At 73.0% G+C, this 22042-nt stretch carries 25 protein-coding genes; 4 read left to right on the top strand and 21 right to left on the bottom strand.

The genetic code is table 11. The features are described from left to right. The 7 genes from EPD83_RS09125 to EPD83_RS09155 form a co-directional block, all read right to left on the bottom strand. A partial coding sequence (locus EPD83_RS09125; protein ID WP_165566500.1) for an ATP-binding protein occupies nucleotides 1-1407 on the bottom strand: 1407 nt, incomplete at its 3' end. Beyond that, a complete protein-coding gene (locus EPD83_RS09130; protein WP_128365187.1) occupies nucleotides 1404-2930 on the bottom strand; it encodes an SCO6880 family protein in 1527 nt (508 codons plus the stop codon). The genes EPD83_RS09130 and EPD83_RS09125, both read right to left, overlap by 4 nt. A gap of 2 nt (nucleotides 2931-2932) precedes the next feature. Beyond that, the gene (locus tag EPD83_RS09135; protein ID WP_165566501.1) at nucleotides 2933-4357 is read right to left on the bottom strand and encodes a hypothetical protein; all 1425 of its coding nucleotides are present in this window, start codon (nucleotides 4355-4357) and stop codon (nucleotides 2933-2935) included. Nucleotides 4358-4362: 5 nt separating this feature from the next. Beyond that, a complete protein-coding gene (locus tag EPD83_RS09140) occupies nucleotides 4363-5163 on the bottom strand; it encodes a hypothetical protein (RefSeq protein WP_165566502.1) in 801 nt (266 codons plus the stop codon). Continuing rightward, nucleotides 5163-5465, bottom strand: a complete 303-nt coding sequence (locus EPD83_RS09145) for a hypothetical protein (RefSeq protein WP_165566503.1) — start codon at nucleotides 5463-5465, stop codon at nucleotides 5163-5165. The genes EPD83_RS09140 and EPD83_RS09145 overlap by 1 nt, the downstream gene beginning before the upstream one ends. Further along, nucleotides 5462-6238 (bottom strand): hypothetical protein, encoded by a 777-nt coding sequence (locus EPD83_RS09150; protein ID WP_165566504.1) that lies wholly within the window; start codon nucleotides 6236-6238, stop codon nucleotides 5462-5464. Before EPD83_RS09150 ends, EPD83_RS09145 begins: the two co-directional genes overlap by 4 nt. Then, nucleotides 6235-7020, bottom strand: a complete 786-nt coding sequence (locus EPD83_RS09155; RefSeq protein ID WP_128367538.1) for a hypothetical protein — start codon at nucleotides 7018-7020, stop codon at nucleotides 6235-6237. The genes EPD83_RS09150 and EPD83_RS09155 overlap by 4 nt, the downstream gene beginning before the upstream one ends. Before the next feature lie 336 nt (nucleotides 7021-7356). Between EPD83_RS09155 and EPD83_RS09160 the strand changes: the two genes are divergently transcribed. Next, entirely contained in the window at nucleotides 7357-7680 is a 324-nt protein-coding gene (locus EPD83_RS09160) for a histone-like nucleoid-structuring protein Lsr2 (RefSeq protein WP_128367539.1), read from the top strand. Nucleotides 7681-7694: 14 nt separating this feature from the next. On the opposite strand, the gene EPD83_RS09165 is transcribed toward EPD83_RS09160, so the two are convergent. From EPD83_RS09165 to EPD83_RS09230, 14 genes are all read right to left on the bottom strand, one after another. Further along, nucleotides 7695-8174, bottom strand: a complete 480-nt coding sequence (locus EPD83_RS09165; RefSeq protein ID WP_128367540.1) for a hypothetical protein — start codon at nucleotides 8172-8174, stop codon at nucleotides 7695-7697. Further along, nucleotides 8164-8775 carry a hypothetical protein gene (locus tag EPD83_RS09170; RefSeq protein WP_128367541.1) on the bottom strand — a complete coding sequence of 204 codons (612 nt, stop codon included), beginning with the start codon at nucleotides 8773-8775 and terminating at the stop codon, nucleotides 8164-8166. The genes EPD83_RS09165 and EPD83_RS09170 overlap by 11 nt, the downstream gene beginning before the upstream one ends. Nucleotides 8776-9329: 554 nt before the next feature. Then, nucleotides 9330-12614: a LysM peptidoglycan-binding domain-containing protein gene (locus EPD83_RS20860; RefSeq protein WP_165566505.1), complete on the bottom strand. Its 3285-nt coding sequence runs from the start codon at nucleotides 12612-12614 to the stop codon at nucleotides 9330-9332. Beyond that, nucleotides 12611-13003 (bottom strand): pilus assembly protein TadG-related protein, encoded by a 393-nt coding sequence (locus EPD83_RS09180; protein ID WP_128365229.1) that lies wholly within the window; start codon nucleotides 13001-13003, stop codon nucleotides 12611-12613. The genes EPD83_RS20860 and EPD83_RS09180 overlap by 4 nt, the downstream gene beginning before the upstream one ends. A 53-nt stretch (nucleotides 13004-13056) precedes the next feature. Then, nucleotides 13057-13506: a TadE family protein gene (locus EPD83_RS09185; RefSeq protein WP_128365230.1), complete on the bottom strand. Its 450-nt coding sequence runs from the start codon at nucleotides 13504-13506 to the stop codon at nucleotides 13057-13059. Continuing rightward, entirely contained in the window at nucleotides 13503-13916 is a 414-nt protein-coding gene (locus EPD83_RS09190; RefSeq protein ID WP_128365231.1) for a TadE/TadG family type IV pilus assembly protein, read from the bottom strand. The genes EPD83_RS09185 and EPD83_RS09190 overlap by 4 nt, the downstream gene beginning before the upstream one ends. A 9-nt stretch (nucleotides 13917-13925) precedes the next feature. Next, a complete protein-coding gene (locus EPD83_RS09195; protein ID WP_128365232.1) occupies nucleotides 13926-14123 on the bottom strand; it encodes a hypothetical protein in 198 nt (65 codons plus the stop codon). 56 nt (nucleotides 14124-14179) lie between these two features. Then, nucleotides 14180-15103 (bottom strand): type II secretion system F family protein, encoded by a 924-nt coding sequence (locus EPD83_RS09200; protein WP_128365268.1) that lies wholly within the window; start codon nucleotides 15101-15103, stop codon nucleotides 14180-14182. After that, nucleotides 15103-15966, bottom strand: a complete 864-nt coding sequence (locus EPD83_RS09205) for a type II secretion system F family protein (RefSeq protein ID WP_128365233.1) — start codon at nucleotides 15964-15966, stop codon at nucleotides 15103-15105. The genes EPD83_RS09200 and EPD83_RS09205 overlap by 1 nt, the downstream gene beginning before the upstream one ends. Then, the gene (locus EPD83_RS09210) at nucleotides 15963-17414 is read right to left on the bottom strand and encodes a CpaF family protein (RefSeq protein WP_235950441.1); all 1452 of its coding nucleotides are present in this window, start codon (nucleotides 17412-17414) and stop codon (nucleotides 15963-15965) included. The genes EPD83_RS09205 and EPD83_RS09210 overlap by 4 nt, the downstream gene beginning before the upstream one ends. Nucleotides 17415-17539: 125 nt before the next feature. After that, nucleotides 17540-18364, bottom strand: coding sequence for a hypothetical protein (locus EPD83_RS09215; protein WP_205859478.1), 825 nt, complete (start codon nucleotides 18362-18364; stop codon nucleotides 17540-17542). A 20-nt stretch (nucleotides 18365-18384) separates the two neighbouring features. Beyond that, nucleotides 18385-19077, bottom strand: a complete 693-nt coding sequence (locus tag EPD83_RS09220; RefSeq protein ID WP_235950443.1) for an SAF domain-containing protein — start codon at nucleotides 19075-19077, stop codon at nucleotides 18385-18387. 36 nt (nucleotides 19078-19113) lie between these two features. Further along, nucleotides 19114-19902, bottom strand: a complete 789-nt coding sequence (locus tag EPD83_RS09225) for a hypothetical protein (RefSeq protein WP_128365234.1) — start codon at nucleotides 19900-19902, stop codon at nucleotides 19114-19116. Between the two features lie 128 nt (nucleotides 19903-20030). After that, a complete protein-coding gene (locus EPD83_RS09230) occupies nucleotides 20031-20396 on the bottom strand; it encodes a hypothetical protein (protein WP_128365235.1) in 366 nt (121 codons plus the stop codon). A 446-nt stretch (nucleotides 20397-20842) separates the two neighbouring features. Between EPD83_RS09230 and EPD83_RS09235 the strand changes: the two genes are divergently transcribed. The 3 genes from EPD83_RS09235 (at nucleotide 20843) to EPD83_RS09245 (ending at nucleotide 21711) form a co-directional block, all read left to right on the top strand. Beyond that, nucleotides 20843-21097, top strand: coding sequence for a hypothetical protein (locus EPD83_RS09235; protein ID WP_128365236.1), 255 nt, complete (start codon nucleotides 20843-20845; stop codon nucleotides 21095-21097). Between the two features lie 109 nt (nucleotides 21098-21206). Further along, complete coding sequence (locus EPD83_RS09240; protein WP_235950444.1) at nucleotides 21207-21395, top strand: hypothetical protein; 189 nt, start codon at nucleotides 21207-21209, stop codon at nucleotides 21393-21395. Nucleotides 21396-21441: 46 nt separating this feature from the next. Next, a complete protein-coding gene (locus tag EPD83_RS09245) occupies nucleotides 21442-21711 on the top strand; it encodes a hypothetical protein (protein WP_205859479.1) in 270 nt (89 codons plus the stop codon). Nucleotides 21712-22042 lie beyond the last annotated feature (331 nt).

Consider the following 22042-nt stretch of genomic DNA (forward strand, 5'->3'; position numbering starts at 1 on the left):
GGTGCCGTGCATGGCCCAGCGGGTGACGACGTCGCGGGCGATCGGTGGCAGGCCAAGGAGGGTCTCGAGGTCGTCGGCGACGCCGGGGTCCTGGCCGTGCAGGATGGTGGTGTCGGCGAGGTGGAGCAGGTCCTTGGCGATGGTGACGGCTTGGGAGCCGGCGTCGCCGACGGAGAGCAGGTCGGCGGGCTTGTGGGCGTTGGCCCACTGGATGTCGCCGCTGGAGCGGGACAGGCGTAGGTCGGCGTCGAAGGACTTCACGGCGTCGGGGCCGAGGCGCATCTGCTTCCAGACCTCGTCGCGGACGGTGATCCGCAGGTCCCCCGGCGCGCTGAGCTCGCGCAGGCCGCGGCCCCAGGAGGACAGACAGGTCAGGGCGATCCCGACGGCGTCGTCCCCGAGCGGCAGCAGCCGGGACAGCGACAGGGTCGCCAGGGGCGCGTCCCAATCGAGGGTGATGGTGGTGGGGGCGTCGAACAGACCAGCGAGGGCGCCGTCGACGAGCTGTCCGAGGGCGTCACGCAGCAGACGGGTCTCGTCCAGCAGCTGCCGCCCGGTGGCGTACCGGCAGTCGTGGGCGAGCTGGTCGGTGGGGTGGGCCAGCAGGTGCCACACCGCGGGGATCGTGGTCTCGCGCAATTGGCTGGCGCCGGTGGTGTACCCGGTGAGGTCGCGCAGCGCGGCCTTGAGGACCTGTTCTTCGACGGGCCCGAACGGCACCGGGGAGGCGCCGACGCGTTGGGAGCCGACGAGCCCGCGCAGGAGGGTGAGCCAGCGGGTGAAGACGATCCCGGCCCGCGCGGTCGCCTGGGTGCGGTCCAGCCGTTCCCACCCGTCGCGCAGGGGTCCGAGGTCGAGGGGGTTGATCCGGGCGGGCAGGCCGGGCCCGACCGTGATGGGTTCGACGCCGAGGAGGCGGGCGAGGGGTTCGTACTCGTCCTTGGGGTCGCCGAGGATGAGTGCCTTGTAGCCGAAGTCGAGCATGCGCAGGATGAACGCCTTCGTGGTGGCGGACTTGCCGCGGCCGGGCTTTCCGAAGCAGATGACGTTGGGGTTGGTGACTGAGACGTCGTCGCGGACGGTCCAGCCGAGCGGGTCGGCGTAGAACGCGCCACCGGCCAGGACGTCGATGCCGATCTGGGCCCCGGTGGGCGGCAGGCCGGGGGTGGCGACCAGTGGCCACAGCACTGGGGCCTGGTCGGTGGTCATCCGCCAGGTGGAGACCGGTGGGGTCGGGGAGGCGGCCCAGCCGCGTCCGGGGCGGCGGGGGCCGCGGGGCGGTGCGGGCCGGAACAACCGCGGAGCAGCATCGGGCGCGGCCTGCGTGGGGGTGGCGGGGAGGTCGTGGCCGGTGTCCCGGAGCAGCTGGGCGACGCCGCGACCGGGCAGCGGCGGGCGGGGGGTCATGACCGGCCCCAAGTAAGCGAGACCCCGAGGGGGATGGTGGCGGCGGCGAACGCGGTGTCCTGGGAGAGGTCCAGGCGCAGCGGCGCGAAACCGGCGGCGCGGATGGAGGCATCGAGGCGGCGGCCGTGCTCGGCGATGCGAGCGGTCTTGGCGGAGGTGACGGTGACGACCGCGTACGGGCGGGTCAGGGCGTGCCCCCGGGCCCGACCGGCGTCCAGACCACGCACGCGGGCGGTCTCGTGCGCGGAGCGGGCGGACTGTCGCATGCCGGCCCTGGCGCGCAACCCCTCGGCCATGTCCGCGGACCATTCGCTGGAGGCGGTCTGCCGTCCCGCGACCCTGGTCGGGACGATCGGGTAGGCGACGAGCAGGGAGCGCCGCTCCCCTGCCCCCGGCACGAGGACCGGGGCGAGGGCACCCATGACGGCGCCCTGGACCGGCAGGGCGAGGGTGGCCGACACCGAGTTCCACGCGTCGTGCGAGTAGTGCCGCACGGCCGGGTCGGCACCGGAAGGCCCGGCCAGCGTCCACGGCACCTCCGCCACGCCCGGACTGCCGGAGCGGTGGGCGGTGAGGGCGTCGACGATCCCGGCGCGGTCGCCCGGGGCGAACCCGGTCCGGCACGCCGCCGCGAGCTCCGGGGAGGTCAGCCAGGCCACGTCGCTCGCCCCGAGCCCGCCGCGCAGGTGGGCCTCGACCTCGGCCATCACCCCGGCCAGGACCCGGGCCCGTCCCTCGAGGCCGCCGCCGGCCTCCCGCGCCGGGCGGCCCAGCCGCGCCTCAGGGACAAGGGCGGTCACGAACGTCTCAGTGCGGACCGCGGCAGAGGTCAGCATCGCCTGCAGCTCGTCGTTGACCGCGCGCGGCGTCGCGGGGGCAGCCGGGGTGCGGTGCCGGGCGGTCCAGGCGTCGCGTTCGGCGCCGTCCTCGGGGACGGTGCGGACCATGACCTGGATCTCCTGCACGAGGTCGGCGGCACCGGCAGCGTCGAGCAGCCCGGTCAGCCCGGCGCCATACCGGTCTCGCTCGGCCGGTTCGCTCATCCCGATCCCGGGGTGGACCACCGCCGCGACGACCGCCCAGGTGCGCGCGGCATGATGCTGCACGAGCGCCACCCGCCGCCCCGCAGGCCCGCCGGGTGGGGCGTCGTGGACGGTGATAGCGGCCAACACCCCCGGCAGATCCGGCACACCTAGGTCAGAGACCTGCCCGGTGGAAGCGTGGGCGGTGAACCGGGACCAGCCGAACCTCCGACCGGCGGCATGTGCGAGGGACGCGACCAGCCAACCCGTCGCGGAACGGCCCCGCACCGGGGTCACGACAAGCACCGCGAGGACGGCCCAGACTGCCAGCCAGGTCCCCGCCGAAGCCCAGGCACCAGCCGACACCTGCCACAGGGCGGGCAGAATCCCGGTGGTGACCGCGGCCAGCTGCCACCCGGTCAGCCCGAAGAAGAACCCGGGCCGGGCGGTGGAGTAGTCCCGGTAAACGGTCGGCGCCGTGGCGCTGCGGTCGGTGGCCATGGTCAGACCGGCACAATCGGGACGGCCGCCGCGGCGGCACCGGCCTCACCCGCGGCGACGCCGCCCGTAGCGGCCGCGCCAGCCCCGGAGCCGGCGGGGGCACCGAGCGGTCCGCCCGCCGAGGGGGCCGGTGAGGCGGCGGGGTCGGGCAGCTCGCCGCGGGCGTCCGGGAACGCCTGGGCGCTACGCGTCCCGGACCCGGCACGGGCGGCGGGTGGGGTGTCGGGGATGTAGGTGTTGTGGCCGACGCCCATCTGGTTGGTGGCGTCCGCGCCGACCGCGGCGAGGCTGCCGCCGAGCCCGGCCGCCGCCCCGAGGGCGCTGCCGGCCGCGGACCCCAGCGCGCCGCCGACGGTGCCGAGGAACCCGCTGGCGGACTGGGTGAAGCGGGTCGTGGTCGCGGCCTCCCCGCCGGCCTCGCCGGCGGCGCGGCCGACGTCGTCGCTGCTGGACGCCATGAGCCCTGCCCCACCGAACGCTGCGCCGGCGGTACCGGGGAGGAGCCCGCCAAGGCCGCCGGCGCTGGCCATCCCGGCGCGCATCGCGGCCCCGGAGGAGGTGCCGGGGTCGACGAACGCGAGCAGCTTGAACAGGGCCAGCGGCGCGAAGGTCGAGACGAGCAGGAGCATCACCCCGGGGACGGCGGACCCGACGGCCGCGGCCAGGCTTCGGGACTCGCCCGTGACGACGCTGGTGGACAGCTGCGCCCCGGCCCCCAGGACCAGGGCCATCAGGGGTGGGGTGAGGGCGGCGGCGTGGGTCCAGCGGACGCTCTTCCAGAACCAGGACTGCCCGACGTCGGCGACCAGCCCGGCGGCGGCGACCGGGGCGGTCACGGTCAGCACGACGAGGGCGGCGCCGCGGGCCAGGAGGACCACGAGGTGCCCGACCGCGGCCAGCATCACCAGCACCCCCAACACCCCGAGCACGGTGGCGAGGGTGCCGTCGGTGACGTCCTCGACCGTGACCTCGCCCCAGGGTTGCCAGGCGGTCCATAAGTCGACGCCGAGGGTGGCGCGCATGACCGCCTTCGTCAGGCCGGAGCAGGCGGCGAGCAGGGCGATGACGTAGGCGGTCCAGCACGCCCAGACCATGACGAACTGGCCCGACCCCAGCAGCATCCGCGCCACCGACCGGCCGTCCCGGCGCAGCGCCGCGGTCCCGGCCTGGACCGCGATGAGCACGACGACGAGGGTGAGCGCGACCCATGCGGTGAGCCGGTAGGTCGAGGCCAGCGGCCCCGTGTCCGACAGGTCCGGGGTGAGGAACTCGTCGAGCAGGCCGAGGACCAGCCGCAGCAGCCACAGTCCGGCGTTCCAGATCCCGAGCATCGCGACCGTCCACGCGTCGGCGACGACCTTGCCGGCGGCGTTGCCGAGGGCGGTGAACGGGTTGACCACGTCATCCCAGCCTTCTGTGACGACCATGGTGCTCAGTCCTGCCCGGCATGGGTCCAGGGCCGCCAGCCGGCGTCGGCCGCGGCCTGGGTGCCTGGCCAGGTCGACGGTGCCGCCGCGGGCTGCGCGCCGGGACCGATCTGCCAGCGGCCGGCGCGCCAAACCGTCCGCTCGCAGTGCCCGTACGCCATGGAGTGGGCGGAGGCGAGGGTGGCGTCGACCCGCAGCAGCACGCAGGCCAGCACCCAGTCCGGTCCGTCGACGCCCTTGACCTGGGCGGCGACCGGGGTGGCCGTCACCACCGGTGTCGCCTCGGCCGGCGCGCCGGCACTGACCGTGGCGGTGGTGAAGGCGTGGACGTTGGCCGTCATCACCCACTCCCCCACCGCCGGGGCCCCCGGGGCGCTCCACGCCGCGTGCACGTCCTGGGTGGTCTCCGGGTCCATGGCGGTCAGGACGGTGGCGTCGATCGCGGCCAGCTGGCCGAGCGCCCCGGCCGGCGTGCGCGGGAACCCGGTCGGGACACCGGCGGGCCCCAGACCCGTTGCCGCGGGGACCGTGATCAACGGAACAGGTGTCGTGGCGGGGGCCGCCGGCCGTGCGGCCGCGGAGTCGACGGACGCCATCGGGGCGGCCGCGACCTCGTCCCGCGTCGTCGGTCCGGGCGTGGCCGTCGGTGCCGTCCGCACCGCGGGGGCCTCCGGGTGCCGGTGGGTGGCGGCGTCCCAGGCCGTGTAGCCCAGCCCAGCCAGAAGCACGATGGCGGTCGTTGCCGTGGCGGCGAGGGTGACGGTGAGGCGGCGGCGCGTCCACGCTTGGGGTGCCGTGGTGTTCATCAGACGCACCCGGACCCGGTCATGGCGCGCACGATCCCGGGCAGGACGAGGTAGCCGACGATGGCGACGAAGACGACGACGATCCCGACGACGCTGGCCTTGGAGGCGTGCGGCATCCCGAAGACGCGGCCGGCGACGGCACCGCCGATCCCGACGATGACGCCGAGGACGAAGAGCATTCCGACGCCCCACACGACGTAGCCCATCAGCTGGTCGGCGTACTGCTGCGCCCCGGGTGGCGCCTGCGGGCAGATCCTTGCCGGCACCGCCAGGACCGAGGCGGGGACGTGGAGAACAGTCATGGGGTGGTCCTTCCAGGCAGGGCGGCTTGCAGCAGCCGGTCGGCGGCGTGGAGCAGTCGTGGCGGGATCGGGGTGGAGTCGAGGCCGCGGGTGGCCAGTCGGGCGTCCCACAGGACGGGAACGACCCGGTCCGCTGTCAGGTGCAGGCCGGTGGTGACGGCGTCGAGAGCGGCGTTGACCGCTCGGTCGCGGTGTCGCGCTCCGACGAGGGCGACGGTCGGAAGCGCGTGCCTGAGCTGGTGCAGTGACAGCTCGAGCCGCCGCAGCCCTGGGACTGTGGCGGGTACCACGACGACGAGCGGGCCAGGGCGCCGGAGCAGCTCGGCCAGCCAGCCCGTCCCGGCCAGGACCGTCCCGGGGTCCCAGGCCACGTCGACGATGACCGGCGCCTGCCCCTGCGCAGGGACCGGGACCTCGCCCGGGACGCGGACCGGTCCGGCGGGTCGGACCAGGGCGACCGGGCCGCGGGTGCCGCGGGCCCAACCAGCCGCGTCGGGGCCGAGCTCGGCCGTCGCCGCAGCGGCCAGCCCGGACGTCGCGGGGCCGGCGCACTCCAGCACCGTGCCGGTTCCTGCGGCGGTGGCCATCGCGAGGGCGACGGTGGTGGCGCCCGAACTGGCGCAGGCCCCCACGACGGGAATGACCGGGCCGGAGTGGTCCCATCTCTGCGCGGCCGGTGGCGTCGGATGCGTCCGGTAGGCGCCGGCGACAGTCGCCCGGTAAGCCCGCTGCAACTCGGCCACGCTGACCGGCCGGGTCGCGATAGCGGTCATGCCGGGACCTGCTGGGCGTACGCGCCGGCCAGGGCGTCCAGGGCGCGGGCGGCGCGACGGCGGACCTGCCGGTCCGACAGGCACGTCTCGGCGGCGACGGCCAGGCCCGCGCGACGGGTCACGAGCCCGGCCCGGGATCGGGTGGCGTCATTCTCGCGGCTCTCCTCGGCCAGGCGGACCAGCAGGTCCCGGTCGGTGTCGCTGATGACCCGCTCCGCCACGGCGACCTGAAGGATCGCCGCGGCTTGGCCGGGTGGTGGGGCGGTCTGGGCCGGTGCGGGGAAGCGATGCCAGTCCGGGTCGAGCGGGTCCACGAGCATGGACCGGGCCCACGTGGGATCTCTCGGCGCCGTGAGCCCGAGGTCGCGCCGGACCGCGACCCGGACCCGGGCCAGGAGGTTGGCGGCAACCTTGTGCCTGGCCGATGACGGCAGCGTGCGGACCTCGAGCCACAGCTGGGCTGCGACCAGCTCGTCGACGACAGGGGTGGCGTGCTGCAGCGCGCGGGCGATGGTGATCGCGCCGGGCACCAGGGCCCAGGCCAGGGTGGCGGCCGCCGGTACCTCGTCGAGACCGTCGCGGCTGCCGAGCCGCCCCAGTGCGCACACGACGTCGTTGCGTGGCTCCACGTCCAGGGACTGCATCCACGCGCGGAGGCCGGCGAGAGCCGGCGCGGGGGCCAACGCCGGATACAGCGCCTCCCACCGAGGCCATTGCTGCTGCGCGGTCTGCAGCAGCTCCGTCTCTGGACCCTCCAGGCCCAGCTGTGCTGCGACACTCACGATTGCGCTCCTCTCGCCGTGGTCTTCACGACGAGAAAGGTGCGCGGCTCACGTACCCGGACTCGTACCCGGAACGCTCGCACCTTCCCTCTCTATGACTATCCCGGTGCTGGGTACAAAGTCTCTGACCAGCAGCGATGCAACGTACCTAGGAAACTTCCGCAGACTGCGCGTCTGGGTGCCATGGGCCGCATCAGAGGACCGGCCTACAGCCGAGAATCTGGGCGGTACCGTCACCGAGGGTGGCTGTCCCGAGGAGTCTTGTTGTCATCCCGTTAGGGATCGCTAGGGTTCCGACGACTGCATTCCTGCTGCCTTCTTCAAGGAGACCACCCCATGGCTCAGCGCACCGTCACCATCCTGTCCGATGACCTGGATGGGAAAGAGAGCGCGGACATCGAGACCGTGCAGTTCGGGTTCGACGGGGCGACCTACGAGATCGACCTGTCGAAGAAGAACCGTGCCGCCTTCGAGAAGGCGCTCAGCCCGTACCTGGAGGCGGCCCGGAAGACCGCACCCTCGCCCCGTCGCTCTGCGCCAGCCCGCCGTCAGGCCGTCACCCCGGATGACCGCGCGTGGCTGCGCGCTAACGGCTTCCCCGACATCAAGGACCGCGGGCGCCTGCCGAAGGATGCAACGGACGCGCTCAAGCGTCGCTGACATCTTGCGGCGGGCTACTCCGCTGACTCGCGGGGGTCTTCGGTCGTCAGCTTGACCCCCCCGGGCCTGAGCAGGCCCAAGACCGGAGCATCGAGACGTAGTTTTGCGGCGGCGGACTGCAACGCCTCTCGCAAGTAGGGGTAGACCGCCATGATGCCCACCCTCTCGACGAATGCCTCGACGACCTCAGGGCTGATCACGACCGGCGCCTCGACCTCGTACTGCGCTGCGGCATCAATGACATACCGAGCGTCGCGTGTTTCGCCGTGGAGCACGCAGCGCACCTCGATTCGAGTCTCCGAGTGCCGTTCCTGGATCTGTATCCCGATCTGCTGCCCCTCGTCCTCGCGGTTGACCTCATGCAGCTCGTTCTCGGAACCCGGACCGGAGGAGAGGCGTTCCGCGTGAACCTGGAAGAAGATGATGTCACGAAGTTCCACCAAGGCTGCTAGGTCTACTACGTCATCGATGAGCCTTGGCTCCTCAGGCGCCAAGAGCGAAGTCCGTCCTCTTCGAATCCGCCGCAGCAGAGAGCCAGTCCGAGGTTTCGAGACCCCGATGAGTCGTCGCCGTCGAGTGGGCCAACACGACTGAAGCTCGACCTCGGGTCCCGCCGTACACCACGTCGACGTTGCTCGTCCTTGCTGTTAGCCAAACGTTGATGAGTGCTGTCTCAGAGGCGTTGAGGTACTTAACGTCATCGTGCGGCAAGTTCGCGTCGCGCAGCCATGAGTTGACCTCGTCCCAGCGCCAAAGTCCCCCTCCCGCCAGCACGTACGGCTCCGGAAACGACCGCTCAGTTTGGCGTTCGGCTCGAACCCACAGCCCCACTGCTTGGCGTGTGACCTGAGCTCGCTCTGCGATCTGGGCTCGCGACACGAGGTCTTCGTACACGCGCCGAACTCGAACGCCCCTCTGTCGCAGATCCGCGATCGAGGACTGTGCAGTCGCTACCGGATCTGGTCCAGTGGCGCTGAGCGTCAGAATCGTCGTGCGGCCGTGACCACCAACGAACGCTTCCAGCTCTTCGGTCAGAGACCGCTCGACATCGTCACCTATCGGATCGATGACGAACATGAACTCAAACTCGGACATGAGCCCGTCCCCTCATACCTTCCGGCAGCTGTAGGTACACGTTGAGTAGACACTCCGGCGCGTGGTGTTGTCAAACGGAAACAGTAGTCCGTTCGGCCGCTTCACCTCATGAGATCGTGACTGCCGGGACAGTGCTCAGCGTTGCGGCGAAGTCGACGTGCCGCGTTGTCCGGCCTGCCTGAAGAAGCAGGGACGGCGGCGCTGGAGCCCCCTTCGGCACGGGTGCAGGGGCAGTAGACGCGGAACCCATGGCCCTGCTTGCGGATCTTCCAGCCCTTGACCTCGAACAGCCACTTGACCGCCTCGAACACTGGCGGGTCGACGCTTCCTCGTAGGTCGACTGGTGCCAGCCAGTCATCTGGCATGTTTCCCCCAAGAGACGTCCGGGACGCAGATCCTGCCACACCTGTAACGCTCAGCAGGGAGCAGATCGCGCCGCCCATCCAACCAAGGGCCGCCAATGACGGCGAGGCGATCCAAGTAGCTCCCACAACCATGGCATCCAGAGGCCCGAGCGTGAGGGCTGCTCAAGCCGCAACCCCTACCGATCGGAGCTACCCGGTCGCCGACTCACTCCCAGACCAACGGCGCGCCCTCATGAGTCTCTCGGTGCGCTGGGACAGATCGGCTGGTGGCAGTCCGTCAGCACACGATAGTAGGAGCTGGGACTTGACGATCTCGTCACGTCTTCCGAGGTCGCCCATGGCCTCGGCAACGGCCGCGAGATCGAGGTAGGGCGTGTCCTCTTCGGGGGCAGCCTGGTGGGCGGTCTCGGCGGCGTGACGGGCGGTGTCGGTGTCGCCAGTGTGGAGGGCGTGGATGGTGACGATGTGGGCGACGTCGACGACGGCGCAGACCAGGTGCTGGTCGAGGCGGTCGCCGTCGTAGAGCCAGGCCCAGGCACCGGGTCGGAGCTGGCTGAACGGCTGACCGGTGACGAGGTCGAGGGCGCGGACGAGGTCGTCGATACCGGCGTTGCCGCGGGCTTGGCCGCGGGCGCGGAGGCGCCGGAAGAGGTCGGCGTCGACCAGAACGTCCTGCACTTGGTAGACGGGCACGCCTCGGGTGCGGGTGGCGGGGGCGAGACGGGCGTCGGGGAGGTGGGGTTGGCCGGTGCGGGGGTTGGTGCCGAGCCAGTCGCGGACGGTCCCGGCGTAGGCGCGGGCCTTGGTCGGGGAGACACCGAAGGCGTCGGCGAGCTCCTCGGGGGTGGCGCCGTGCGGCCGGGTCGCCAGGTATGCGAGGACGGCGGTCATGTATGCCTTGCGTTCCCGGAGGGCGGTTCCGCGGGTGCGGGCCCGGACCGGGCCGAGGAGGGTGAGCCGTGGCAGGGGGCAGTCGTCGCTGAACCAGGCGTGCAGGTCGGCGTCGAGGTCGGGGTCGGCGTCCTCAAGGGCGGTGCGGACGTCGGGGGTGACGTGGGGGGCGAGGGCGGCGAGGTCGTGGCGGGTGGTGGCGGCCGCGGTGAGGTAGTCCTCGTAGGGGGCGTCCAGGATGCTGTCGGCGCCCTCGGGGAGGTCCGTGGTCGGGGTGTCGCGCGGGAGGGTGTGCTGGGCGCGGAGGGCACCGGCGGCGTCGGTGAAGGCGTGCCAGCTGTCGGTGGTGCTGTCGTCGACGGGGATGGGGGTGTCGGTGTGGTCGGTGCCGGCGGCCAGGAGGGCGGCGCAGCCACGGGCTTCGTCGGGGGTGAGGCCCACCGCGACGAGATCCAGGCCGGCCCGGTCGATGCGAGCCCGCCCCGTGGGGGTGAGGTCGACTGTGACTGCCGAGGCCGGGACGCCGGTGCTGCTGGTGCCGGTGAGGACGACGCTGGTGCCGGTGCCGCCGGTGTGCGCGGCCAGCAGGTCGAGCAGTGTCGGCAGGTCGCCGTCGGTCGCGATGGTGGCGGCGTCGAGAAGGAGGATCCGGGCGGGCCAGGCGTCGGGTCCGGCGGCGTGGGCGCGGGCGGTGGTGACGTCGAGGGGGAGGTCGCTGGCGCGGTCGATGGTGGCGACGGCGGCCGCGAGGACCTCGCCGACCGGGTGGTCGTCGCCTGCGGGGTGGGGGTGGAGCCGGTCGGGGTTGAGGGGGGCGACCTCGGCGGCGACGCCGACGCAGTCAAGGTGGACGTGCTCGGACCAGGGGTTGCAGGCGATCTCGGCGGCGAGGTAGCGGGCGTAGTCGCCGGCGTAGTCGGGGTCTCCGGTGAGGGCGAGGGCGAGGTCCTCGCAGTTGTACAGCCAGACCTCTCCGGTGTCGCTGGTGCCGATGGTGACCAGGAGGGGGTAGGGGGCGGGCTGGTCCGGGACGAGGTCGCCGAGGTCGGCGGGCTGGGTGCCGGCCGGCAGCCGCCACGTGGTGGCGTCGCCATGGTCCTGCCAGGGCGCCGGGAGCTGTGCGGGCTGGTCGAGGTGGAGGGTGACCCCGGCGGGGCCGAGCTCGACGGCGGCGACGGCGGGCATGGGGGTGCCGGTGCGGGCGTGAGTGGAGGCGAGGTGGCGCAGGACCGCGTCGAGGTGCGCGACGTCGGGGGCGGTGGTGGGGCCGAGGGTGGCGAGGGTCTTCTCGACGGGGGCCAGGACGGCCGGTGGGGTGGGCAGGGTGCGTCCGGGGCGGCGGTGGCGGGCCTGGGCGGCGCGGCGCCGGCGCAGGAGGGTCCACATGCTCCCGGTGAGGACGGTGCCGCCGGCGAGGCCGGTGAGGATCCAGGGTGCGGCGGCCGGGTCGGGCTCGGCGGTGTCCTTGCTGGTGCCGTGGCCGGCGTCGGTCGGGTCGAGCGTCCGGGGGTCTGCGGTGGGCGACTGTGACGGAGCGGGCGGTCCTTGGGGTGCGCCGCCGAGACTAGAGTTGGGCTCGGCGCGCTTCATCCCGGTCGTCGGCGAGGCGGGCGCCACCGGTGCCTCGTGGGCGGAGGGGTCCGGGACGGCGTGCAGCGGGGGACGCTGACGGGCGGTTGGCGGGCTGGCGTCTGGCGTGGCGGGGAGGGTGAGGTGCCAGCCGGGGAGGATGAGGTCGGGGTCGCTCAGGTGCCGCCCGTCGGGCTGCACGGTGTGGGTGGATCCGGTATAGATGTCGGGCCAGCGGTCGGGGTCGCCGAGCCGGTCGTGGGCGATGCCGGAGAGGGTGTCACCGGTGCGGACGGTGTAGTGGGCGGCGTGGCTGTCGGCAGCGGGGTGGGCGTCGAGGGGCGGGAGTCGTAGGAGTGTGCCGGTCCAGAGGGTGTGGTCGGGGCCGTGGCTGGCGGTCGGGTTGAGGGCGGCGATCTCGGGCCAGCGGGTGGGGTCGCCGAGCTCGTCGGCGGCGATCGACCACAGGGACTCTCCTCGGGCCACGGTGTGGCGGCGTGCCTCGGGCGTCTCGGAGGTTGTGGCGGGGCCGTGGTGCGGGGCGGCCGGGGCGGCGGTCTCCACCAGCGAGGTCGCGACTGCCACCGTGTCGACGTGTGCTGCGACGGGTGCGGCCGCTGCCGCTGGGGGTGCGACCGCGGTGGGTCCGGCGACGAAGAGGAGGAGGGCGGCACCGACGAGGCCGTGGGCGGCGGCTTGCGGGAGGGCGAGACCGGGGAGGTGGGGCGGTCTGGCGCCTCGGGCTCGGGCGACACCCTCGAGGACGAGGCTGAGGGTGAGGGCGGCCCAGGCCGCCCAGGCGACGAGGGTGACGGCGGCCAGGGCGAGGGCGCCGGTGTCCGGACCGGTCAGCACCTCCAGCAGCCCGTCGCGCGACGGTAGGCGCCACTGGTTCGGGGTGGCGCCGATGAGGGTGAGCGTGAGGGGGATCCCGGCGACGACGGTGATGATGGCGAGGGTGGCGGCGAGGCCGGTGAGCCGGTCGCGGCTGGTGGGCTGTGGGTGGGGGGTCATTGCTCGAGTCCTCCGACGGATCGGGTGAGGCGGGCGGTGCCGTGCCCGGTGACGGGCAGGGTGGTGATGCCGATGACGCCGAGGAACGTCGTGCGGTAGGTGTCGGTGACGTCGACGGTGACGAGGGTTCCGCCGGTGACGGTGACGGTGCCGTGGACGCCGGCGGCGGTCAGGTAGGTGCTGGCGGCGCGGCCGGCCTGGAGGGTGTCGGCGCGGACGGCGTCGCCGCGGACGGCGGCGGCGGCGTCGAGCTGCTGGCCGCCGGTGCGAGCGGCTTCGGCGGCCAGGGCGCGGGCGCGCTGTTGGGCGTGGACCTGTCCGCCGAGGTCGACGGCCAGACCGACGAGCAGGACCATGGCGAACGCCATCGTCGCGAGCCAGATGCTCACCGACCCCCGCTCACAAGTGTGGAGACTCGTGCGTCGCGGGTGCTGGCGGGTGGTCACTGGCGTTCCCGGTAGGTGTCGATCGGGGAGGTCGCGGTGGCCGTCAGGGTGCGGGCGCCGGGCAGGCCGGGGACGGCGAGGTCGGACAGGCGGACGGTGCAGGTGACGGTGGCGGTGGCCGCGGCCGGGGTGCCGACGGGGGCGGTGAACCCGGAGACGTCCACCGTCACCGCCCTCGAGACGCAGGCCAGGTGCTGGTTGTCCAGGGACGTGGTGGCGGCGGTCGCGGCGCTGGTAAGGGCGGTGGTCTGGGTGCGGGCGATGGACGCGGCGCGGGCGGCGTCGGTGGCGGCGGACTGGAGGGCCTGGCCGGCAATGGCGAGGCGGCCTCCGGCGATGACGAGCCCGACCAACAGCAGGAACGCGGGGACCCCGACCGCGGCCTCGAGCGCGGCCGACCCCCGCTCCCCCGCGACGGATGTTCTGCGCGTCCGGGTGGGGGTCATCGGGTGATCCGTTCGACCGGGACGGTCGCGGACTGGGAGACCGCGGGGTGCCAGCCGGGCAGCACGGACAGCGCCCGCCCGGTGACGGTGACGGTGGCGCTCGTCGCGGACCGGTGCCCGCTGACCGAGGTCTTGATGAGGGTGTCGCCGGCGGTCGCGGTCAGGTAGCCCTGGGCGGCACGGATCCCGGTCATGGTGGTGCCGGTCTCGGCGCCGGCGGCACGCGCGCCTTCCTGGGCGGAGGCGATCGCCAGGGTGCGGGCGTGGTAGACCAGCGCGGCCTGCAGCCCGAGAAACATGACGGCGAACATCGCGGGCATGAGGATGACCATCTGCACCGATACCGAGCCACGCTCGAGCCGCGCCGCGGCAGACGTGCCGCGGCGTGCGAGACCCCGGAAGCTGCGCATGGCGGCGGCTCAGGTGATCTTCGCGGCTTCGGAGGTGACGTAGCTCTTGATGGCGACGACGACGATGCCGACGATGGCGATGAGGGCGACGGCCCACAGGACCTGCTCGATGGTCACCGAGCCGCGTTCACCTCCGATGAGGCGGCGGCGGATGGTGTCGGCGACGGTGACTCCAAGCGTGTGCAGCGTGGCGGCGAGGTAGCTCATGACGGGGTAGTTCCTTTCCTGGACTGGTGGTGGCGTGGGTTGGGTCGGTCGGGGGGTCAGGTGGGGCCTCCGATCACGCGCAGGAGGGCGGGGGCGACGAGGATGGCGAGGAAGATGACGCCGAGCAGGCTCATCGGGATGGTCATCCGTTCGGCGACCTCGCTGGCGCGGGCCTTCTCCGCGCTGAGGAGGGCGGTGCGGATGCCGGCGGACCGGGCGCGGAGCGTGGTGTAGACCTGGGCGCCTTCCTCCCCGGACAGGCGCATGATGTCTGCGAGGTCGTCGAGCTCGGGGAGGGCGAGCTCGGCGCCGAGGGCGCGCAGGGCCTCCCAGGGGGTGAGGCCGGACCAGCGGGTGCGGGCCAGCTCCTCTGCGAGGCGGGTGAAGACCCAGGAGTCCCCGACGGCGGCGGCGGCTTCCATGGCCTGCCGGGGGCCGGCGCCGGAGAGCCGTTCGAGGGCGACGAGGTCGATGTAGGCCCCGAGCGCGCGGGTGAACTCGGTGCGGGCGGCGCGGGCGTCGTCGTGGGCGTTGTAGTTCGGCAGCCAGAACATCACCGCCGCCAAAGCCAGGGACGCACCTGCCGGGAGGTAGAACGGGAGCCCGGCGCCGGCGGTGTTGAACAGGGTCGTGAGGACCGGCGGGATGGCCAGGCCGAGGAGGGCGAAGAGAACCTTCTCCCCGTAGAACCGCGAGACCGGTTTGCGTAGCAGTGCGAGGTCGCGGGCCGGGACCGGCCCCCCGACTCCCGCCGGGAGGCGGGTCATGGCCCACCGGCCGACCTGCCCGGTCAGGTCCTCACTCCCGGGCCCCGGCGTGGCGGTGTTCGCCGGGTGGCGGGCGTGCTCGGGTGAGAGACGCTCGAGGGCGTCGCGCAGGTCCGGCTGGGCCGGGACGAGCCACCAGATCCCGAGCGCGGTCCCGAGCCCGGCCAGGGCGCCTGCGGCGAGGACGGCGATCTGCAGCATCCCGGGCGCCATCACGACCGCGCCCTCTGTGGCTGGGCGCCGATGAAGCGGGGTGGGGCGGTGCCGGTGGCCATCCGCCGCATCCACACCAACGTCGCGACGTACAGCCCGAGCAGCAGCACGAGCAGGACTTGCCCGAGGCCGCTGCCGTAGGGGGCGACATAGTCGCCGGTCAGGGCGAGGACGGCCAGGACGCCGATGGTTATGAGGGTGACCCAGCGGGCGGTGGCCCGGGGCTTGGCCCGGTCGGCCTCGACCTCGCGGCGGGCGCGGACGTCGGCGGCGACCGACTCGGCGAGCCCGTCCAGGACGCTGGCGAGGCCGGCGCCGCGGCGGCGGGCCCCGAGGAGCAGGTTGGCGGCGATGACGTCGCCGGTGGCGTCGTCGAGGTCGTCGGCCAGGGCGCGGATGGCGTCCGGGGTGGACCAGCGGGCCCGCAGCCGGGAGGCGAGGCGGGTGACCTCGGGCCGGATCGGCTCCGGCGCCGACCGCATTGTCGCGATCAGGGCCTGCTCCAGGCCGGCGCCGGCGGTCAGGACCCCGGCCAGGGCGCGGGTCCACTCCTCCATCGCCTCCAACCGGGCAACTGAGGTCCGGGCGGGCGGCGGGGACAGCAGCACCGGCAACCCAACAACCGCGGCCGGGACGACCATGAGCGCCACCCACCACCCGGTGAGCACGGCCGCGACGGCGCCGGCGACCAGGCCGGCCGCTCCGAGGACGGCGCGGCGCCGGGTGAGCCTGGGCAGCGTCGCGTTGCGTCGGTGCCGAGGGGCGGGAGCGGCGGGCGGCGGGGTGGGCCGCAGCCCGGCGATGACCCCGAGGATCCCGGCGACGACGAGGGCTCCGGCGAGGGCGGGCACGACCGGGGTCATGACGGTGCCTGCCCGGTGCGGTAGTAGCCGGCGAGGTCGAACCCGTACCGGGCCAGGTCCCGGTAGGTGTCGTCGAGGACGTGCGGGAGGGCCTCGCATCCGCCGGGTGGGGTGGCGAATGCGTGCTGGATGGCGTAGCCAGTGTCCTTCTCTCCAGGGGTGAGGGTGATGACCTCGGCCACCCAGCGGCGGCGCTGCCAGGTGCCGTCGGCGGCGGGGGCGGTGTCGAGGTGGACGTACACGACGATGTCGATGGCGGCGGCGATTGCGCGGACGGCGTAGTCATGGGTGACGTGCGAGCCGGCCTCCATGGCGCAGGTGACGAGCTTGGCGATAGCGCCCTCGGCGGAGCGGGCATGGGTGGTGGAGATGGACCCGGATCCGGACTCCATCGCCTTGAGCATGGCAAGGATCTCGTGGCCACGGACCTCCCCGACGATCTGGCGGGACAGGTTGAACCGGAAGGAGTCGAACAGGGCCTCGGTCAGGGTGAACTCGCCCGCCGCACGCCCGTCCGCCGTTCGCTCCCCCGACCCGGGGCGCGCCTCCCACGCCACGACGATCGGGTGGGTCTCGGGCAGCTCGTGCAGGTGCAGCTCGTACTCGGTCTCGAACGTCCCGATCGCCTCGTGCGGCGGGATCTCCGCGGCCAGGGCACGCACCAGGGTCGTCTTGCCGGCGCCCTGGGCGCCGGCGACGACGATCGACCGCCGGGCCTTGACCGCGGCGGCGAGGAAGGACGCGGCGACCTCGGTCATCGTGCCGAGCGCGACCAGGTCGGCCAGGGTGACCCGGCGCAGGCGGTGGCGACGGATCACCACCGACGGGCGCGGGGTCACCCACGCCGCCGCGGCCAGGCGGGCGCCGCCATCCAGGCGCAAGTGCAGCCGGGGCTGAGCCTCGGAAAACGGACGGGCGTTGACCTCGCTGCGGGAGGCCAGGAACACCAGGAAGTCCACGAGCTCGGCGTCGGAGTCCGCAACCGGCGGGCCTGGGACCAGCCGGCCGTCGGTCAGCTCCAGAGTGACCCGGTCGTGCCCGGTGATGACGATGTTCTCCACCGCGTCGTCGTCGACCAGCGGCTGCAGCCGGCCCAGCCCGAACAGGGCGTCCTCGACCGCGACCGCCATCGCGGCCTGCTCGGCCGGTGACCAGGTCGGAGCGCCGGCGGTGATCCGTTCGGCGGTCTCGGCCTCGAGAAGGTCGGCAATGATCTCCCGGCCACGCTCCCGCTGCCCGGCCGGGTCGAGGTGGCCGCGGCCCGTGCCGATCGCGGCGGACAGCCGGTCCGATGCCTGTTGCCGGACCGTCGCCACCAGCGTCCAGTCCAGGACACCCGTGAACCGGTCTGGCGCCGGCGAGCCCGGTAGGCGGGGCGCCGGCTTCGTGGCCGGGTGCACGACGAGCGGTGCCGGTGCAGGCCTGCGCATCGGCGTCGTCGGGGTCATGGAGAAGGACCCGCGGACCCGCCCCGCGGGCGGCGCCGACTGAGGCACGGCCGGGGCGAAGAGCGGCAGGTCCGTCGGGTCCGGGGCCATCGGGTCCGGGCTTGTGGGTGACTGAGGTTCGGCGCTCATGCCCGCTCCCCCGCCGGGATGTGTCCCGCGTCCGGGCCCGAACCGGCAGAGCCGGGCTGGAGGTCGGCGATGGCTCGGCCGATCCTGGTGCGGGCGGCGTCACCGGCCGCGCGCAGCGACGTCGGGAGCGGTGAGCGCTCCCAGCGGCGGGGGCGGGGGGCCCCGCGGGAGAAGACGGCGGCGCCGGGCTCATCCCAGGCCAGCGAGGCCAGCACCGGCACTCTCAGCACCTTGGCCACCTCGCGCGGGGTGTAGGGACGTCCGGGCCCGACCGGGAGCAGCGCCAGGGCGCCGCCGGCGCCCCGCTCCTCGAAGCCGGTGCGGAGGGTCTGGGCCCAGGACCGAGCCCCGGCGAGAGAGACCAGGTCGGTGCGGCTCACCAGCAGGCACAGGTCCGCCGCGTTAAGCAGGGGTTCTGGGGACCCGGTGAGGCCAAGACGCCCGGCGTCGACCAGGACGTCCTGACCGAGGCTGTTCATGGAGGTCAGGGCCGCCGCCAGCGGCTCCCACAGCGCCTCCACCGACCGGGCCTGCCCATGGGACAGCAGCCCCGGCAAGAACGTCACGTCCGTGTCGGGGATCCGCATGGCCAGGCGTGGGATCGCGTCGGTGAGGGTGCCCGTGCGGTGGGCGAAGGCGAGGTCGAGCATGGTGCCGGGTGGGGTGACCTGGCCGCGGAAATACCCCGCCAGGACCGCGGAGCCGCCGGTGGGGTCGGCCTCGACGAGCAGGACCGGCCGGGGCCAGGTCAGGGCCAGCCCGAGCGCGGCCGTGGTCACCCCGGGCGACCCGGAGGCCGAGCACAACACGATCAGACTCATCTCGGACCACTCCCCTTCGTTCACCGTTGCCGGGAGTCCAGGACGAGGGCGACGTTCCCGGTCGCTGCCCGCGCAGCGAGGGCGGCGGCGTCGGCCTCCGGGACGGCGACGGTGACGATCCGCAGCCCGGTGATGTCATCGACCGCGACCGCGACGACCGTCGCGGCCACCTCCACCGGCGGCGCGTCGCCGAGCTCACCCTGCGCGCCCGGGGTCGACACCACGCGGACGGCGTCGCCGGCGGCGAGAGGCTCGCCCGGCATCCCCGCCGCGGGGAGCCCGATCCCGACCAGGCTCTCGCCAGCGCCGGGCAGCAGCGTGTCGGTGACCTGGTCACGGCTGAGGAGGGTTCCCGCGGTGATGTCGGCTGCGGCCCGGCGGCCGACGACCGCGGGCATCTCGGCCGCGGGGACCGGGTGGAGGGCGGGGTCGGCGCTGACCTGGACCGTCATGAGGTCCCCGGCGGTGATGAGGGCTCCGCGTTCGACGCTGACGCGGGCGGCCAGGACGGTGGTGGTGGAGCTCGTCGCGGTCCAGGCCCACGCCGCGAGCAGCGCCCCGAGGCAGACCAGGGCGACGGACGCGGCGACCAGGGTCGGGCGCCGGCGCAGCTTCGGTGCCGGCGTCACCGGGACCGGCGCCGCGGGTGCCGGGGCAGCGTCGGGGGCAGGGTGGAGGGTGTCGGCCCGGGGCGGGTCGGCCATCGTGGTCATTGCGACCCCCTTGCGCATGCTCGTTGACGCGGTGCCCTACTGGGTGAGCACCTGGACCTCACCGACGGTGATCACCGCCGTGTCGGAGAACTGCAGCGGGATCGACCCGCTCTGACCCACGCCTGCCCAGTCCACGCTCCAGTAGGAGGTCGCCCGGACCGTGTACCGGCCCTGCCGGTCGTACCGGTACCCGCAGTCCGGGCTGGCCTGGGAGCCGAACCGGTCGGCGTACGGGGTGCCCGGGGCGCGGCACACGACGACCTCACCATCGCCCATGGCCCACACCACCTTGGTGACGCGGGCGGTCGCGCTCACCGCATAGCCGCCGGCGGCGGCGGTCTTCGTCATTGGCCCGCGGGTCGAGGCGCCGTCGTCGGCGTTCCACATCCACACCGGCATCCCTACGACGCCGACCGCGCCGGGACTGGCCTCGGGGACGATACCGATGGTGACCGCTCGCAGGTTCATCGTCGCGACCGCCTGCTGAGCCAGGACCCGCGGGTCCGGGGGCGCACCGTTGGGTGGCTGCGCCAGCCAGACGAGGTAGACCACCCCGACGAGGCGCGGGTCGACCGAGCGGGTGCACTCGTAGATCTGCCCGTCGGTGTGCCCACCCCAGGCCGGGTCACCGGCCGGAGGCTGGGGCGAGGCGGCCTTGCAGTAGGCCTGCTCCGACTGCGACCACCATCCCGCCTTCCCCGAACACGGAACCGTCTGCTTCTTCCCGCCCAGGGTGTAGGTGCAGGTGCGGGCGGGTGTCGTCGACCTACCTGCGCCACCCGAGCCGCCCCCAGACCCCCCACCACCGCCGCCAGGGTCGCCCACGACGATGAGGCACTGGCCGCTTCGCGGGTCAGGCGTCGAGCCAGGAGGGCACTCGATCGGGTCGGCCGCCGCGGCTGCCACACCCAAGCCACCCGCGGTCAACGCCGCCACCAGCACGGCGAGCATCCTCAGCATGGCTCCCCCTCGAGGGTGTCCCGTACGACCAGAAAGCGGTCCGCGCGCTTATCGACGGTGTACGAGAACTGCTGCGCATCAGGCCGGTTGGGGTTCACCTGCGACGTGCCGGAGCCGTCGACGAAGTCGATGTCGCTAACATCCACGCAGGCCGACACCGAGAACGTTGCCGCCTTGGCACGTGTTGCCCGGACATCGGTCAGCGTGGCCGTCCCCGTTTGGGTCCAGCCCTTCGCTCGGTATGCGTTGAGGGCGACCCTCTGCTGAGAGAACGCTTGGTCCGACGACACGGCCTTCAGGTCGTCGACCGGACTCTCTGGGTTGGCGGCGAGCTGGTCGACGAGCGCCCAGTAGTCCACGACCGCGTCACCGGCACGCCGCAGGTCACGCTGCTCAGGACTCTCGGATGGCGAGTCCGATGGTGTGGGGGAGCTCGGGGATGAAGAACCCGACGCCGTCGATGGCCCAGTAACCGGCGTCGACAGTGAGGGGGTCTCGTCTGGCTGCTGACACGCCGAGAGAACCACAGCAGCGAGCAGACAGGCTGCCAGCGCGATCCACCGCGACGAGTTCTGTGAGCCCTTCGCCATCGGCCCCTCCGACGTGCTACCGCCCCATCCCTGAGGTGGTGCCAATCAGAATCGCACTGATCTTCCGCTCTGTCTTGTCCACCCGGGCCTGTGGATAATCCAGCCGTCGCAGGGTCCCGTTGACGTAGCCCTATGGCGGCGGTGTGGCGCACATCGCTGCGCGCGGCTCCCGACGTTCCGCTTCCGTCCAGACCTGGGACCTTTAGCCTTCGCCCATGAAGGACGTTGGGGTCAGCTTCTACATCAACTGGCTCAGCGTGCCGTTCTTCTTCGTCCCGGCATTGGCCGTCGCGCTATACGGCGCGCAGGTGTCCGGCGGCTTCATGCGGCCATGGATCAGCCTCAAGCCCGTGTGGTGGTTCCTCCTGCTCTTCCTGGTGCCACCGCTGGGCTACCTCCTGCTCGCGGTGAACCTGTTCGCCCACAGACGCACGCCGGGCGCCATGACTGGTCGAACCGCGGCCGAGTAAGCATCCAGACCCGTGTCGTCGATACGGTCGTCTGGCGGCGATATGGGGCGGTCCCACAGACTTGTCGGTCGCGCTTGCTCAAGACACGTTGGCAAGTTAACTTGGGCAGGTGTTGGGTGAGCCGATCATCGCGCCGTCGGCGTTCAAGCACGGCGTCGACGAGGCGGACATCCTGCACGCGTACCGGAACCCGGTGCGGATCTGGGACCTGGGCGACGGGTTCACGATGATGGTCGGCTCGAGCGGACGACCATCTTCATCGAGGTCCGGCACGTCGAGGGCGACCGGGCCCATGTGATCGTGCACGCGATGCGGGCACGGGAGAAGTTCTTGAGGTGACGATGATGCCGCGGACAGTTGACGAGATCCTCCAGCACGCTGACGAGCTGGCGGCCCGGTTCGAGGACTACGAACCTCGCGAGGGAGACGAGTTGGACTCCGCCGCGGTCGCGTTGCTGCGGACTGCGGTGGCGGAGCGCTCCGAGGCCGAGCGTCACATGGTCGAGGCGGTCCGGCGCGCCCGCGAGGCCGGCCTGTCGTGGAGTGCGATCGGAAGTCTCGTAGGTACCTCGGGCGAAGCCGCCCGGCAGCGGTACTCCTCCAAGGTCGCCTGACCTCGACGCCCGACCGTCGCCCAACAGGCGGCGGATAGGGGAACGAGGCTCCAGGACAGTGTCGAGCGTGACGTCGCGCGTTCCGAATCGATCAGCCGGCGCCACGAGCCGCCTTCCGGACCGGAAGCCTGCTGCAGAAGGCTCGCCACCCGGAAGGCGGCTCGTGAGGGAGATCTGTTTCGAGTAGCCCCAAGTGGGCGGTGTGCAGCAGCTCGCGGGGTGGCGCTTCCTAAGCGCCAAGACGTGGGTGGGGAGGAATAGGGGGTGACTGAGTTGAGGCGGCTCCGCTGCACACCAACACCCCAGCCGCGTGAGGCACCTCGTTCGGTTG

The sequence above is a fragment of the Phycicoccus flavus genome (assembly GCF_004025965.2).
GTDB lineage: Bacteria > Actinomycetota > Actinomycetes > Actinomycetales > Dermatophilaceae > Phycicoccus > Phycicoccus flavus.

Coding starts and splice junctions, on each gene's coding strand:
- EPD83_RS09135 (WP_165566501.1), bottom strand. CDS start 4,357: ATGGTCGTCACAGAAGGCTGGGATGACGTGGTCAACCCGTTCACCGCC.
- EPD83_RS09185 (WP_128365230.1), bottom strand. CDS start 13,506: ATGACCCCCACCCGGACGCGCAGAACATCCGTCGCGGGGGAGCGGGGG.
- EPD83_RS09140 (WP_165566502.1), bottom strand. CDS start 5,163: ATGAACACCACGGCACCCCAAGCGTGGACGCGCCGCCGCCTCACCGTC.
- EPD83_RS09145 (WP_165566503.1), bottom strand. CDS start 5,465: ATGACTGTTCTCCACGTCCCCGCCTCGGTCCTGGCGGTGCCGGCAAGG.
- EPD83_RS09170 (WP_128367541.1), bottom strand. CDS start 8,775: ATGTCCGAGTTTGAGTTCATGTTCGTCATCGATCCGATAGGTGACGAT.
- EPD83_RS09160 (WP_128367539.1), top strand. CDS start 7,357: ATGGCTCAGCGCACCGTCACCATCCTGTCCGATGACCTGGATGGGAAA.
- EPD83_RS09195 (WP_128365232.1), bottom strand. CDS start 14,123: ATGAGCTACCTCGCCGCCACGCTGCACACGCTTGGAGTCACCGTCGCC.
- EPD83_RS09235 (WP_128365236.1), top strand. CDS start 20,843: ATGAAGGACGTTGGGGTCAGCTTCTACATCAACTGGCTCAGCGTGCCG.
- EPD83_RS09150 (WP_165566504.1), bottom strand. CDS start 6,238: ATGACCGCTATCGCGACCCGGCCGGTCAGCGTGGCCGAGTTGCAGCGG.
- EPD83_RS09220 (WP_235950443.1), bottom strand. CDS start 19,077: ATGACCACGATGGCCGACCCGCCCCGGGCCGACACCCTCCACCCTGCC.
- EPD83_RS09215 (WP_205859478.1), bottom strand. CDS start 18,364: ATGAGTCTGATCGTGTTGTGCTCGGCCTCCGGGTCGCCCGGGGTGACC.
- EPD83_RS09130 (WP_128365187.1), bottom strand. CDS start 2,930: ATGGCCACCGACCGCAGCGCCACGGCGCCGACCGTTTACCGGGACTAC.
- EPD83_RS09245 (WP_205859479.1), top strand. CDS start 21,442: ATGCCGCGGACAGTTGACGAGATCCTCCAGCACGCTGACGAGCTGGCG.
- EPD83_RS09190 (WP_128365231.1), bottom strand. CDS start 13,916: ATGCGCAGCTTCCGGGGTCTCGCACGCCGCGGCACGTCTGCCGCGGCG.
- EPD83_RS20860 (WP_165566505.1), bottom strand. CDS start 12,614: ATGACCCCCCACCCACAGCCCACCAGCCGCGACCGGCTCACCGGCCTC.
- EPD83_RS09205 (WP_128365233.1), bottom strand. CDS start 15,966: ATGACCCCGGTCGTGCCCGCCCTCGCCGGAGCCCTCGTCGTCGCCGGG.
- EPD83_RS09200 (WP_128365268.1), bottom strand. CDS start 15,103: ATGGCGCCCGGGATGCTGCAGATCGCCGTCCTCGCCGCAGGCGCCCTG.
- EPD83_RS09210 (WP_235950441.1), bottom strand. CDS start 17,414: ATGACCCCGACGACGCCGATGCGCAGGCCTGCACCGGCACCGCTCGTC.